This is a genomic window from Psychrobacillus sp. 05T411 (assembly GCF_056396485.1).
Window position 1 is genome coordinate 244,306 of sequence record NZ_JBFTLO010000008.1, and the last position, 14,117, is coordinate 258,422.

At 37.7% G+C, this 14,117-nt stretch carries 15 protein-coding genes and 1 riboswitch; of the genes, 11 read left to right on the forward strand and 4 right to left on the reverse strand.

Translation table 11 applies throughout. From position 1 onward, the window contains the following. Nucleotides 1-807: 807 nt before the first annotated feature. From AC1DFT_RS09015 to AC1DFT_RS09060, 10 genes are all read left to right on the forward strand, one after another. Complete coding sequence (locus AC1DFT_RS09015) at nt 808-1,443, forward strand: hypothetical protein (protein ID WP_477918849.1); 636 nt, start codon at nt 808-810, stop codon at nt 1,441-1,443. Next, nucleotides 1,436-2,023 (forward strand): YdcF family protein, encoded by a 588-nt coding sequence (locus tag AC1DFT_RS09020; protein WP_477918850.1) that lies wholly within the window; start codon nt 1,436-1,438, stop codon nt 2,021-2,023. The genes AC1DFT_RS09015 and AC1DFT_RS09020 overlap by 8 nt, the downstream gene beginning before the upstream one ends. 129 nt (nt 2,024-2,152) lie before the next feature. Beyond that, on the forward strand, nt 2,153-2,941 hold the full coding sequence (locus AC1DFT_RS09025) for an isoprenyl transferase (RefSeq protein ID WP_477918851.1): 789 nt from the start codon (nt 2,153-2,155) through the stop codon (nt 2,939-2,941). Nucleotides 2,942-3,068: 127 nt separating this feature from the next. Further along, nucleotides 3,069-3,350 carry a hypothetical protein gene (locus AC1DFT_RS09030; protein ID WP_477918852.1) on the forward strand — a complete coding sequence of 94 codons (282 nt, stop codon included), beginning with the start codon at nt 3,069-3,071 and terminating at the stop codon, nt 3,348-3,350. Between the two features lie 663 nt (nt 3,351-4,013). Next, nucleotides 4,014-4,601, forward strand: coding sequence for a TasA family protein (locus AC1DFT_RS09035; protein ID WP_477918853.1), 588 nt, complete (start codon nt 4,014-4,016; stop codon nt 4,599-4,601). Between the two features lie 164 nt (nt 4,602-4,765). Beyond that, a complete protein-coding gene (locus AC1DFT_RS09040) occupies nt 4,766-5,833 on the forward strand; it encodes a hypothetical protein (RefSeq protein WP_477918854.1) in 1,068 nt (355 codons plus the stop codon). After that, the gene (gene sipW / locus AC1DFT_RS09045) at nt 5,823-6,434 is read left to right on the forward strand and encodes a signal peptidase I SipW (protein WP_477918855.1); all 612 of its coding nucleotides are present in this window, start codon (nt 5,823-5,825) and stop codon (nt 6,432-6,434) included. Before AC1DFT_RS09040 ends, sipW begins: the two co-directional genes overlap by 11 nt. A gap of 32 nt (nt 6,435-6,466) precedes the next feature. Next, the gene (locus AC1DFT_RS09050; protein ID WP_477918856.1) at nt 6,467-7,126 is read left to right on the forward strand and encodes a hypothetical protein; all 660 of its coding nucleotides are present in this window, start codon (nt 6,467-6,469) and stop codon (nt 7,124-7,126) included. Between the two features lie 229 nt (nt 7,127-7,355). After that, nucleotides 7,356-7,439, forward strand: a riboswitch (cyclic di-GMP riboswitch). Between the two features lie 65 nt (nt 7,440-7,504). Further along, nucleotides 7,505-8,716, forward strand: a complete 1,212-nt coding sequence (locus AC1DFT_RS09055) for a sensor histidine kinase (protein WP_477918857.1) — start codon at nt 7,505-7,507, stop codon at nt 8,714-8,716. Then, entirely contained in the window at nt 8,716-9,378 is a 663-nt protein-coding gene (locus tag AC1DFT_RS09060) for a response regulator (protein ID WP_477918858.1), read from the forward strand. The genes AC1DFT_RS09055 and AC1DFT_RS09060 overlap by 1 nt, the downstream gene beginning before the upstream one ends. A 187-nt stretch (nt 9,379-9,565) precedes the next feature. Here AC1DFT_RS09060 and AC1DFT_RS09065 read toward each other — a convergent pair whose 3' ends face one another. Both AC1DFT_RS09065 and AC1DFT_RS09070 read right to left on the reverse strand, forming a co-directional pair. Further along, nucleotides 9,566-10,150, reverse strand: a complete 585-nt coding sequence (locus AC1DFT_RS09065; protein ID WP_477918859.1) for a transposase — start codon at nt 10,148-10,150, stop codon at nt 9,566-9,568. Continuing rightward, entirely contained in the window at nt 10,143-10,313 is a 171-nt protein-coding gene (locus tag AC1DFT_RS09070) for a hypothetical protein (protein WP_477918860.1), read from the reverse strand. The genes AC1DFT_RS09065 and AC1DFT_RS09070 overlap by 8 nt, the downstream gene beginning before the upstream one ends. A gap of 453 nt (nt 10,314-10,766) precedes the next feature. On the opposite strand from AC1DFT_RS09070, the gene AC1DFT_RS09075 reads away from it, so the two are divergent. After that, the gene (locus tag AC1DFT_RS09075) at nt 10,767-11,957 is read left to right on the forward strand and encodes a M14 family zinc carboxypeptidase (RefSeq protein WP_477918861.1); all 1,191 of its coding nucleotides are present in this window, start codon (nt 10,767-10,769) and stop codon (nt 11,955-11,957) included. 132 nt (nt 11,958-12,089) lie between these two features. Here AC1DFT_RS09075 and AC1DFT_RS09080 read toward each other — a convergent pair whose 3' ends face one another. Both AC1DFT_RS09080 and AC1DFT_RS09085 read right to left on the reverse strand, forming a co-directional pair. Continuing rightward, complete coding sequence (locus AC1DFT_RS09080; RefSeq protein WP_477918862.1) at nt 12,090-12,467, reverse strand: carboxymuconolactone decarboxylase family protein; 378 nt, start codon at nt 12,465-12,467, stop codon at nt 12,090-12,092. A gap of 1 nt (nt 12,468) precedes the next feature. Further along, nucleotides 12,469-14,103, reverse strand: coding sequence for a thiamine pyrophosphate-binding protein (locus AC1DFT_RS09085; protein ID WP_477918863.1), 1,635 nt, complete (start codon nt 14,101-14,103; stop codon nt 12,469-12,471). Nucleotides 14,104-14,117 lie beyond the last annotated feature (14 nt).

Genomic DNA, 14,117 nt, shown 5'->3' on the forward strand with positions numbered 1-14,117 from the left:
TTCAATCGAAAAACCTTTAGCATACTATTGATCTCCTCGGCATTGGTCTTCTGATAGGCAATGAAAATAAATAGGTAAGCATGAAATAACGTCCACTTGACAAACAAGTGGACGTTATTAAGCGTGGGCACAAATACTGGTTTTATTATTTTGACTATTCAATAATCACTTAACTTGTTACAATATGACTATAATGAGTTGTTGAAATACAATACTTTTGTTTTACTTTCTTTAAGTTTGAGAGGATAGGGAATCTCTGTGGAGCTAATTAGAACAAATAAAGATTCTCCGTTTAGAGATTACTATTTTAGAAAGGAATAGAAGAATGGAAATTTTTGAGTTAATGAATTCAAAGGAACAGTCAAAAATATACTGAGGTTTTAGGTTGAAACCACAGGTGGGTAATCTAATTCGAATTTTGCACATTCCAAAAGATAATACTATATTAGCCCCGAATAGAATGAACACCTTTAACGATTTGTCTTTGGAGAAGGTGTATACCGTTTATTGAGTGGTCAATGTTAACCAAGTAGCCATTAGAGATGATATAGGGGATAGCGCTCTTCTCACTGCAAGCCAGTACCAAGTCGTCGAGGAAATCTTGGAAAAAGAGTTGCAAATTTTAAGGGAAAATACGTAAATGTTAGGCATTATTGATAGAATGATTAAGAGTAAATAGTGATTTAATCAATTTTTTATTGTAAAAGGGCATTAGTTGAATTCAAGTTTAAATATGATATTAGTACGGTGAATATTTATATCGTCAATAGGCCGAATATTCATTTCATTTAAAAGGAGGACCTCAACTTGAATCATGTAAAAGCATACGGAAAGTTTATAGAGGAAAACGGATACTCACATCGAAAAGCAGCCTATTTACAATGGGGAACTAGCGAGAAGTCGATTGGAAGTTTCCTTTTATTAAATCCAGGCAGTTCCGCACCTTTGCATGGTAAAACTTCAATTCCGGATGAATCTGGATTTATGGAGTCGGAAATAGATAGTACGATGCGGCAGGTAATTCGAATCGTTGAGAGCTTGTATATGGGTGAAACTATCGATGGTCGTGTTCCTCTCTATCATTTATTTTCCCTGCGAAATGTAAAAAGTGATCAAGCGATTGGTGAATTTGAAGCGCTTGTTGATCGAAGTTTGATGGATCCGTTAGATGTTATGCAAGATCTTGGTACATTGAAGTTAAATCCATGGACTTGTCTAGGTTGGGGTATTCATGACCAAAGGAAAAGAAAGAATTTAGATAGTATGAAAGAAAGATGGATGCTGGCCTTGGTGGAGGCAGGCATTCGGACGTTTGGAAAGCCTCATAAAAATGGCAAGGATTATTATCACATTTGTCCGCGTTTGAAAAAAGATCAAGATGCGATGGTGGATGATTTAGTGGAACTTTATCGAAAAGAAGTACTTTGTGGGTTCGATGTTTAAGAAAAAATGGATAGGCTTGGTAGGGATACTTCTGTTACTGGTGGCCTTTTACTTCGCTGGTGATTTTCTCGTTGTGGATGAAAAACCACTAACATCCGATGTCATCATTGTTTTAAGTGGTGGGGAGGGTCGTTTAGAAAAAGGTGTTCAGCTCTATAAGGAAGGCTATGCCCCTTACATACTTTTAACGAATGGAAGTGTGGAAAACCTATACAAACGAGCATTGAAATTGGGCGTTCCTAATGATTTTATTTTAATGGAAGTGAAATCAGACAGTACATTGGATAATGCTATTTTTTCGAAAGAGGTAATGGTCAATCACAAGTTTAGGTCTGCAATCGTCGTTTCTTCTAACTCTCATATGAGGCGGGTTAAAATATTATATGATAAAACGTTTCGGAATAGTGATATTCGATTAACTTATGTTGCTGGGGAAATGAATGCTTATAACCCTAAAAGATGGTGGGTAGACGAATCGAATCGGGATATAACATTTCGGGAGTATATTAAGTTGGTTGGGAATTTGTTCGGGTTTCATGGGTCCGAATCGAAGGAGTTTTTGGAGGAGTTGGGTTTGTAGAAAAACGTGCCAGTCACCCACTAAATTCTGTCAATCAGAAAATTGTTTGTCAAACTTTATAAAGTCTTGTAAAGGATTTTCTGATAAGATAGATACATATAACTGGAAAAAATATAGGGTGGGATAGGTATGCTAAATAAGCTTATGCGTAAAAAGCAGCCAGCGCGGAATAATGATTTATTAAGAAGAAAAGAACTGGCGCAAATAGAGCAATTGCCTTCTCATATATCAATTATTATGGATGGAAATGGTAGATGGGCTAAAAAACGCTCTTTACCAAGGGTGGCTGGACATTATGAGGGAATGCAAACTGTTAAGAAAATTACTAGGTTCGCCAATGAAGTAGGTATTAAAACTTTAACTTTATACGCATTTTCTACAGAAAACTGGAAAAGACCAAAAAAAGAAGTAGATTATCTTATGAAACTCCCTGAAGAATTATTAGGTACCTTTTTACCAGAGTTGATAGAGCAAAATGTACAAGTACGGATGATGGGGAATTTTGATCTTTTACCCGATCATACTAAAAGGGCGATTACGAAAGCTGTTGAAAAAACTTCTCGGAACGATGGATTGATATTAAATTTCGCCTTAAATTATGGAAGTCGTGATGAAATTGTTCAATCAGTGCAACAGATTGTAAATAAGGTGCAGCTTGGATCAATCTCCTCTGAGGATATTACGGAAGACTTGATCAGTAGTTATTTGATGTCGAAAGATTTAACGGAACCAGATTTACTTATTCGTACAAGTGGTGAAATCCGCCTTAGTAACTTTATGTTGTGGCAACTAGCCTATACCGAGTTTTGGTTCACCGATACTTTATGGCCAGATTTTGACGAAGCATGTTTAATGGATGCCATTGAAAATTATCAACGAAGGAATCGAAAATATGGTGGACTTAAGGAAGAAAAGTAACAGGTATTTGTAGAATTGAATTTTAAATTTGCATGCTAGTTTTTAAAAAAAGTCTAGACAGAGAAGCTTTGTTCATTATTATTTGATTCCCAAACATTTTTTACCTGTTATACAAGAGATTTCTCCAATGCTTGGATTAGGTGGAGACATTTGGTTGGAACGAACAGCCTCAATTTTTTACGAAACACCATCCAAAGAAATGATTGCTAAAAACCAATTGCCGGAGCAAGAACGTCCTAAACAAATGTGGAAAGGACTTGAGCTACGTCCAGGTCAAATTGGTAAAGTTATCATTCTTGAAGACACTGTCATTTGGGAATCCATTGACAAAACGACGAAGCTTGCAAGAGTATTGAAAAGGCGAACAATATTGAGTGTATCGATATGTTCCATGCATGTATCAAGTTGATGATAAACACTATATCGCACAAGATTCTAACGTGAAACTTTTCAAGAAATAAGTTAGAGTTGTTACCTTATAAATCGCTCCAAGTCATATTAATTATGGCTTGGAGCGATTTTTCTTTTTAACAAACTGGAGGCGAACACTTTTTACAAGTTGTTAGTTTATTACACTCTTTCATAATCCATTGAATGGTACAAAAGTATACCAAGAGAATCATCCAAAAGGAGAATACTGAATAGTCTAAAATCACTCGTGCGAGGGAGGCTCAATTGTTTGGTACTGTATATACTGAAGTTAGTTCCATTGCATGGTCATCAATACTAAGTCTAAAGAAAGAGGTGTATGACATAAAGAGAGGTACTTAAATCTAGAATAGAATATCAAGATAAGTAGTGGCATTATACTTCTTTTATCTATCACTATCTCGGCTGAGGAACTGAGTAAGCTAGGAGAGACTTAGCCCCAAAAAATTCTGAGGTGGAGTAATAAACCACTTTGGATAAAATGAAACATTCGAAGTATAACAGATTTCGGACTATGGAATGGCGCATGGAACCAGGTCTATGTTATCAAAAGCAACATGAACTTCGAAGCAAAGCTTGAAAAAGGAAATATGTAAGATCAAGTAATAACCAAAAAAACTAAAACTAATTGGAGGAATATAAAATGAATCTTAAAAAGAAACTAGCAACTGGTATCGTAACTGGAGCATTGGCAGTAAGTATGATCGGCGGGGGAACATATGCATATTTCAACGACGTAGAAACATCAACAAATACATTTGCTGCTGGTACCTTGGATTTATCGCTAAGTCCCCAAGAAATTATCAATGTAGATAATATAAAGCCTGGTGACAAAATGATTAGAACATTTAAGTTAACAAATGAAGGTTCGCTCCACATTTCAAAAATTTTACTTAAAACAGCATATGATGTAACAGACACAACAGGCGATAATACAGATGACTTTGGAAAACATATCCGTGTTAATTTGATGTTGAACTCAGATAAAGCGAATGCTCCGGTAATATGGAAGACTCTTGCTGAATTGAAGGATATGACACCGGATGCAGTTGCGGGCTTATACTTTCCATTATTTGTAGAAAGAGGCGGTTTAAAGCATAATGATTCTGACGATCTAATAGTGACATTTGAATTTGTTGAGAATAACAAAGATCAAAATCAATTCCAAGGCGATTCTTTGAACTTAACTTGGCAATTTGATGCTCGACAAGGATTAGGCTCATTAAAATAATTTCATTAAATAATGGGAGGAGAGCCCTTCTCCTCCTTTATTTCATTTCACCGATCCGTTGGTGCCATTCCTTATATATATTTCTCAACATATAAAATTGTTTTGTGTTTTGAGGAATATATTTAAGAAAATCCAGTGATAAAACTTCGAAAGGTGGGATCAGTTTGAAAAGCAAACATAGCAAGCGTAAAGAGCGTAGACGCAGATATAAGAAAAAGAAATACGATCTTTTCCTAATTTTTAAAATTGCACTCATTTGTTACTTAGCCATCTTCGGGACCGGTTATATGACGTCTGACACATCCGCATATTTCAGCAGTCAGTCGGAGAACTCTGAGACAATCACTGCTGGTATATGGGAAGTTCCGCAGGTTTTTGTCAATGCATGTGGTCAGGAATACATCATTGATGAGGTAACAGGTGAAATAGTCTATCTTGACCTCGAAATCAAAAATTATAGTCCTATAGAAAAAAGCGAAACGGATGTATTATCAAGTGGTGAAGAAGAGATTAACAGTGAAGCTAAAGATGATACTCCTATAGAAGAAAGCAAAGTGGATGTAATATCAAGCGGTGAAAACGAGGTTGACAGTGAAGCTAAAAATGAGACTCCTAGAGAAGAAAGCGAAACGGATGTAATATCAAGCGGTGAAGAAGAGATTGACCAAGAAGCCAAAGATGAAACTCCTACAGAAGAAAAAGAAAAAGGTGTAATCTCAAATGGGGTAGAAATGATTKACTGTGAGGACATAGATGGTTTGAATACTGCGGGAGAGTTAGGATGTGAAGGCAAAGAAGGTAGCCCTATAGAAGAAAGTGGCACTGCTTCAGGTGAGGAGAATATGGYCGACTGTACCAATAATGAGGAGCCTTTAGAAGAAAGCGAAATAGCAGCGCCGGAAAACATAGAAACTATTGAACCGAAAAATGAAGAACAGAAAGAATTAGAAAATGGAAACGGTGAAGGCGAAAAAGAAAGAGACACCAAAACAGATGTGGAAGATAGTAAAGAGAAAGAGCCACAGAAATCTAACGATGAAAGTCAAAAACAACCGGACGGCAAGGATGCTTCTGTAACCGAATCAAAGGAAAAGAATCCGACAGATAAAGATTCCACAAAAGATGAAGCTACAGAAAATAGAATGGACCAAAACAAAGCAGAAGAAATAAACGATGCTGTAAAACAAGAAGAAAACATACAAAAAGCGGAGGATGGTACAAATGAGGTATAACAAGAAAACGAAAAAAGAAAAGATGAAAAAATGGATAAATAACATTGTCTCTACCATATTGATGATCCTGCTCATCAGCGTAGCTTCTGTAGTAGTTATATCGAAAGCTTCCGGAGGGGAACCGCAACTTTTCGGTTACCAATTAAAAACAGTTCTTTCAGGGTCCATGGAACCAGGAATTCAAACAGGATCAATCATTGCCGTCAAGGCAGCTGAAGATAAAAACGACTTCCAAAAAGATGATGTCATTACATTCCTGGCAGCAGAAGACATATTGATCACACACCGAATTACAGAGGTAGTTAAAAGTGGAGACCTTGTACTTTACCGGACAAAAGGTGATAACAATAATGCGGAGGATATGGATCCAGTTCTTTCCGATAATGTGGTAGCCAAATACACAGGCTTCACATTACCATATGTCGGATACTTCATTAATTTTTCCCAGTCTAAGAATGGCGCATTACTACTTTTAATACCTGGATTCCTGTTGCTTCTCTACTCTGCATTTACAATTTGGAAAGTACTCTCTGTAATCGAATTGCGCCCGAAAAAACAAGTAGATGTAGTAGTGGAAGATAGCGGGAATAGTACTTCCTGATATGATCGTTTGGAATGTAAGGAGGCATTACAATGATTAAACTCTTTCGGTTATTCACATTACTTCTATTAACTAGCGCGATCTGTTTCTATCCCGTGACCAATGCATTTGCAGAGGGTGAAGAAGACAACGCTGAGAAGGAAATAAGCATCAGCCTTTCACCAGAAGAAAATTTATTTGATATTAGCAACATGAAGCCTGGTGATTGGGCGCCTAGGACCATTGCAGTTCAGAATTCCGGAAATACTGATTTTGTTTACCGTCTGCAGTTACAAAACAGTGGAGAAAAAAAGCTTTTCAATGAGCTGTTGCTAGAAATTAAAGCAGGTGATATTGAATTGTATCAAGGGAAATTGGCCCAACTGGAATCATTGCCAGAAAGAAGACTTACAAGTGGCACCGAAGAGAATTTAGATATCACTATTCGTTTTCCAGAGCATCTTGGCAATGAATTTCAAGGGCTTGAGTCAGCTTTTGTTTTCTCTTTTACAGCAGAAGGAGACGATAGCACAGTAGTCCAAGCTATGACAACAGGACAGGTTGCCAGCGTCGGTCCACCATCAGCCGGGACCAGCATGCCCACCACGTCCACAAACATATTTAATTGGATATTATTTGGTGTTTTACTTGTAAGTGGTGGAATTGTATGGATGGTCATCAGACGTTACAGACGGATAAAAATGGCTTCATAGTCACTAGGCGGTCTCCAATAAATAATAAACAGCCCTGTAGAATATACTCTATAGGGCTGTTTATTTTTAAGGGGGATTTTGCACCAACCTCTTTCTTATTATTCTATAAAATAATGAATACATGGATAGACATAAATACCTGTGTTAAGACAAAAATAGTTAGCAGAAACACGCGTAAAGTGACGTAATATTTAATCCTTTTTGGTTATACTGAACTATATAATCTAGTAAATATAAAGGATACTATGAAGTACTTCCTGTATTTGGGCACCTGGGAGGTATGGAGTTACTGGTGCAACCGGCCTGATTAAATTTGGATATCTATTATCCAGTTTAGTTAGGCTTTTATTATGAGTTAAGAAGGAGGTCGATTTAGAAATGATAAAATCTTTAGGGCTGACCCAAGAATTGGATTTAAACGCTACCTTACTTAATGAACAACAAGAAGAATTGTTAATTGAAAATATACAGCTTGCTGAAACAAACAGGAAGTATCAAGATACATTGGAACATATTATGTCCCTCTACCGAGTGATAGAAAGCTTTTCATCTCCTAAATACCTAGGAAGATTAACAGAAGAAATAACGGCAACTTTACTAAAATGTACGCAAAAAGATGCGGCCTTCTTCTGGGTAACAGACCACTATATGCAACATAGCCACTTCTCCAATACAACAAATAATATGAATTTAGAAAATGACTTAAGGAATGACTGGCATCATATACGTCAGAAAAAGGAATCGTTTATCCATATTTTTAATCAAGCATACTTTTGGATAAGAATAATTAGAACTTCCAAACATATTGGAGTTTTAGGAGTGAAAGTTTTCAATATTGAAGAGGTGAAAACTTCCATCTTCCTCAACCGTACAGTTGAATTTTTAGCTGAACTTAGTGAAATGACGCTGGAGAGAATACACCTGAATCAGATAAAGGACCAAATGCTTATTATGGAGGAACAGAATCGTATCGCAAACGAAATTCATGACAGCGTTTCACAGCGACTATTTGGAATTGTGTATTCGTTGCATAGTTTACGAGCCAAGAGTCGCAGTATTTCAGCTGAAGAATTGGATCAAGAGTACCAGTTCTTATCCCAGACTGCGAATACAACTATGAAAGAACTCCGAGCATCGATTTACAAGCTCAGTAATGTCAAAAAGGGGAGTAAAGCATTTTTTGTCATTTTGGAAGATTATTTAACTGAATATGCAAAGTTAAATGACATTCAAATCGACTATCAACTAACTGGGGATGAGTCTCTCTTTACACAAAAGATGAAAAGTGGACTTTATCGTATTATTTGCGAAGCATGTGGAAACGCAGTCCGACACGGAGAATGCACTGAAATTATGCTCACATTAACTATATTAGAAGATAAAATATCGTTAGAAATAGAAGATAACGGAATTGGGATTCGACTGCATAATCAGGAGAAAGAAAAAGGAATAGGGCTTATAAATATGAGAAGTATTATAAATTCTTTTGGTGGAGTATTCTCAATTGATAGCTTACAGGGTTTAGGAACAACACTCCAAATAGAGATTCCAACTGAAACAATGATAAAAAAACAAGAGGTGCTTGGATAATGAAATTGGTAATTATTGACGACCATCCATTGATTAGAAAAGGATTAACATCATTATTTTCATTAGACGAATTAATAGACGTAATCGGAGAAGCGGCAACTAGAAAAGATGCCTTAGAACTGCTTGGTACTGAAAAACCCGATATAGCGATTGTTGACCTGCGACTTGGGGATGACTCGGGTCTAGATTTAATAATAGAAGCTTCTCGTACAGGAATAACTAGCAAATTCGTCATACTTACCTCTTCCACGAATGAGGACGATTTTAACAAAGCAAAAGAAATTGGTGTGGCTGGTTATCTATTAAAAGAAGCACTCCCTGAAGAACTCCTACATGCTTTACAAATGATTAGCAAAGGAAGAAAATATTACGATCCAGCAGTATTAGATTTACTCATGAAAGTAAGCCCTCCTTTAGAAGAAGATGGATATATTGAACAATTGACCCCAAAAGAGAAGGAAATATTAATAGAACTGGGCAAAGGACATTCCAATAAAGAGATTTCCAAATCACTCTATATAACAGAGTTTACTGTTAAAAAACATGTAAGTCAGGTTTTTGCAAAGCTAGGTTTATCTGATCGAACCCAAGCAGCCTTATACGCTAACGCAAAAGGTCTGGTCAAATATACATTACAGGTGCCAGGCACCCGCTCGGTTTGAGGTGCCAGGTTCTCATACAATTCCAGGTTCATTTGAGGTACCAGGTTCTAACACAATTCTGACAGTATGGTATGTTTGTTTAAATGAGTTAAGCCCTGTGGAGTGATATCTGCAGGGCATTTTGTAATCCGTTATATATAAATTCTTTGGATTTAATTTTATAGTCAGTTATGTGTTGGATGATTTGCTATGGTTTCATAGGCATTTCTGAATCTTCTTCATAGGCTACGCAATACTTTGCATACGCTTGTGCTGTCTTTTCACTTCCTGCTGGCAATAGTGAAGGAAGCAGTTGTAGGTTGAGGAAAGGATGTGGTCTTTTCCTATTGTGGAAATAACATGGATAGGAGGAATACGGGTAATGCTCTAAATATTCTACCATTGGAACTTTTGTTTTGATTGGGTTGCGATGGATATAGCTACTTACGTGTAGCAATCCAACTGGGGCGATGATTTCTTTGGAATAATAGCGGTTTTCATAAATTTGTCCTGTGTAGTTATGTTTTTTACGATAGTAATCGCTATATCTTCTATTAATAGGCGCCATCAGTTTCCCCAGAGGGACGATGGGTGATCGAAGTAAAAAGTGGACATGATTGGTCATAATACAAAATGCAATTATTTCAAATGGATATTTCGCATAGACGAAATTTAATATACGATAATATTCTTTTACGTCTTTTTCTCCATTAAATATATTTTGACGATTGTTCCCTCGCATAACGATATGATAAAAGCCATTTGGATACCAGTTTCTTTTTCTTCTAACCATTGTGCGTTCCCCGATTGGTTGCATGTTGAATACTGCCAAAAAGTCGATTCCATTTTCCCGATTTTTCTATAGGACTAACGCTAACGTTTGCCTCTACAACGACTTGATGTCCTTTCATCCCTTCCAATCCAACACTTATCACTTGTTCTATCAAATAAGTCACGTCCTTTCCTTCTAGATTAAAAGAACCATAACAAGAAGTAAAATGTCCCGAAAAGCAAACAATGGCATTTTGAAGGATAAAAAAGACAAAAAAAGACGCAAAACTCAATTTTGAAAGCAAAAATGGGTATATAAAAAAATTTTGAATGCAAAAAGAAGCCTCCTACCTACAAGGCTTCTTAACTATGTTGAATTGTTTGAGAACCTGGCACCCCCCAAGGAGATAATAGGTGCCAGGTACTCACACAATTCGAGGGTAGTCGATTTGACCTATTAAAACATTAATTTCGGTAGTCGAAGTAATTAGTCCTTCGTGTCTCTAAAGATAGATATATTTTGTGCCATATGGGTTTATTACATTACTAACTATTCAAATATTCGTAATACATTTACTATTTAAAATTCCTTTGTTATTCTATTAACGATTCTAAGAATAAGAAGGAGTAGATACGTATTGAAGAAAAAAATTGTTAGTACCATTGGAATTTTAGGGTTATGTACAAGCTTGGCTTTCCCTGCTTATGCGGCGGATACGGTAAAACAAGAAACACATCATCATGAGTACTCCATCTCTGGTTTTATTAGTCACAGTGAACTACAGAAAAGTCTTAAACAAATTGAAAAATCAAGTAATGGGGTTGTGCAAGTAGAGGTCGTTGGGCAATCACATAAAGGATTGGATATATACACGGCAAAAGTTGGGACAGGCGAAAAAGTTATTCTTATTCAAAGTGAAATTCATGGCAACGAAAAAACAGGCACGGTCGCCCTTTTAAATCTATTAAAAAACCTTTCTTCAAATTCAAAAGAAGCTAAGAAAATACGGGAAGAAGTAACGATTGTATTTATGCCAATGATGAATCCAGACGCTTCGGAAGGCGATAAACGCCGCAATAGTATGACATGGGAAGAAGCGGTGCAAGATTTTCCACAACTGGCAAGCGCTAAACCTTCTTGGAACTATTTAGACCGCGGAATCAGTCAAAGCTATAATTACGGTGAAAATCCAGGTTTTGATGTAAATAGAGATTTTAATCCAAATCTCGACTATGTCCCAGTAGCACAAGATTTCCCAGGAGCATCCAATAAGCCTGGCTGGTTTATCACACCTGAATCGCAAACTTCTCGTGACGTTTACAAAGCATTGCAAGCGGAATATGGAAATGTAGATGTCTTCGTGGACCTACATCATCAAGGGATGTACTATGTGGACGGGACTTCGGATGAAGTGACCTTGTCACTATCTGCACAGTTTGTTCCAGATCCGAACACACCTGCAGGAGCAAAATATGCCCAATTCGCTGATAGCTACAACTATGATTTTTCAAGACAATTGAATGTAGCGGCTTACAACGAACTTCAATCTTATGGAAATTCAAAGTTCACGAATATTTCCCTTTATTCTCAAGGGCTTGATCTTCCGGGTACAGCACTTGGAAGTTATGCACTAAATGGAAGTGGGACGGTGCTTTTTGAGGTGAGAGGCCAGACACAAATGATGGGACAGAAGGAAAAAGGACAACTTGTTAAATCGGTTGAACGTGGACTTGAAGCAATTATCAAAGGAGTCGCAGATGGATCTGTTGAAACATTGAATCCGGCAGATTATGAGAAGATTCCACTGACATCTAGTAGACCTTCTTAACCTGGCTCAACAACTGTTGCACTAAAAAGCCTTTCTTTGTTAGAAGCAATTTTTTCAATTCACTATTCCTATTTAGAAAAAGAAAGAGCAACTGAAATTGAACATCTTCAGTTGCTTTCTTTCTTATTAAAACTATTCTTTTGTTCCCTCAAAAATTTCTCCAGCAATTCCCATTGCATGCACTGCTTTTGGAAAACCAACGTATCCAGCACAGTGGATGATGAGTTCGATAATTTCTTCCTTGGTAAGCCCGACGTTTAGAGCTGCTTGTAAGTGAACTTTTAACTGGTCGAACGCTCCTTGTGTGATAAGCGTTGTTAGTGTGATGACTTCTCGTTGTGCGTGGGATAGGGTACTTCTACCGTAGAGGTCTCCAAATCCGAAGGACACTAACATCTCCCAAAAGTCGGGGGAAATATTTTTGATTCCTTCCATGCCAGCCCGTACTTCTTCGGAAAATAATTCTTCCATTACTTGTTTTCCGGACTCATAGCGCTTGTTGTTATCCATCTTATTGCCTCCCCATAGTTGGTGGTATTTCGTATTCATCCACTAATGCTTCAATCACGATTGGTTTATTTGTTTCTTCGATTTTATGTAATGCTTCTTTTATTCTCTCGGCTAAATCAGAAAGGTGATGACAAGTAAATGCTTCTAAGCCCATAGATTCAGCAAAACGTTTCACATCAAGTGGAGTCTCATACACACCACCGATAGACGAGCCAATCATTTTTTGCATTCCTTTTTCCACCATGTCGAGTCGACCATTATTCAACACGACGAATAGGACTGAGGAGTTATGATTGTAAGCTGTTGAAAGTTCGGTACCGTGCATGAACATACATCCATCCCCGACTAAGCACACAATTGTTTCTTTCGGGGCTGCTAGTTTTGCGCCGATGGAGTAGCCGATTCCGTTACCCATTGCACCGAATATATCATCGAAGAAGAAAGTCCCTGGCTTGTATATGTCGAAGTGTTTGATCCCATAAAAAGAGTGGCTTCCGTCATCGCCAAAAACAATGGCTTCTTCGGGGAGTGCGTAACGCATTGCTCGTAAAACTTGAACTGCGGACATTCGCTCTCCTGGTTTATTTTCTTCTAGCGAAATCGATTCGATTGGTGTTACAAATGCATGGCTATCGGTTTTCGGTATATCCTTTAAAATAGCAGTCAGATTCGCTTTTATATCACCAAGCATCGGAGTAGTTGGTACTTGGATCGATTTCCCAATAAAGGTTGGGTCGTAATCGAAGTGAATGACATGCTCGGGATACATCGCTTTAGACAGTCCGGCTGTGGACATATCACTTAGCTTGGAACCGATGACTAAAAGTAGATCCACTTTCACTTGTAAATATGCGGTCGCTTCCGTGGTACCACCGAGTCCAAATGGTCCAAGTGATAGCGTATGATTAGAAGGGAATGTCCCTTTTCCTCCTGGAGTCGTAATGACAGGAATCTTCCAATGTTCCGCCAGATGTTGAACTTCTTCGTACGAACGACTAGAATGAACGCCTTTTCCTAAGAACAATAGAGGGCGTTTAGCCATATTCAGCTTATTGATCACTTCACTTGTTTTAGGTGAAATCATATCATGGGACACCGGTAACTCCAATTGGAAGGCTTCCATCTCTTCTAACAAAATATCAAAGGCAATGGACAAATGTACAGGTCCTTTTACACCAGATAATGCTTTTTCCAGGGCATGCTGCAGGAATGGTTGTAGCATATCGCCTCGCTCTACCCGTGCACTAAATTTCGTGACTGATTTGAACATATCTACAAGATCCGCACCGAAAAGACTTGAATCTTGTCCCATTGCTTTTCCAGTATCTTTCATCGAAGGGTGTCCAGTGATGATTAATAATGGTAGATTAGAAGCTTTTGCCTGCCCAGCAGCTGTAAGCAAATTCGTCCCGCCAGGTCCAGATGTACCAACTGCCACCCCGATTTTTTGGTTCATCAAGGCGTAGCCACAAGCTTCAAAACCAGCCGCCGCTTCGTGTTTACTTAATACAAACTCCATATCGTGGCGTAATACCTCGAAAAGTATTGGAGATATTGCCTTTCCCGGAATGCCAAAAATATGGTGAATTCCCCAATGTTTAAAATTCGATACTAATACAGATGAAGTCGTTCTCATGATATCAGTGCCCC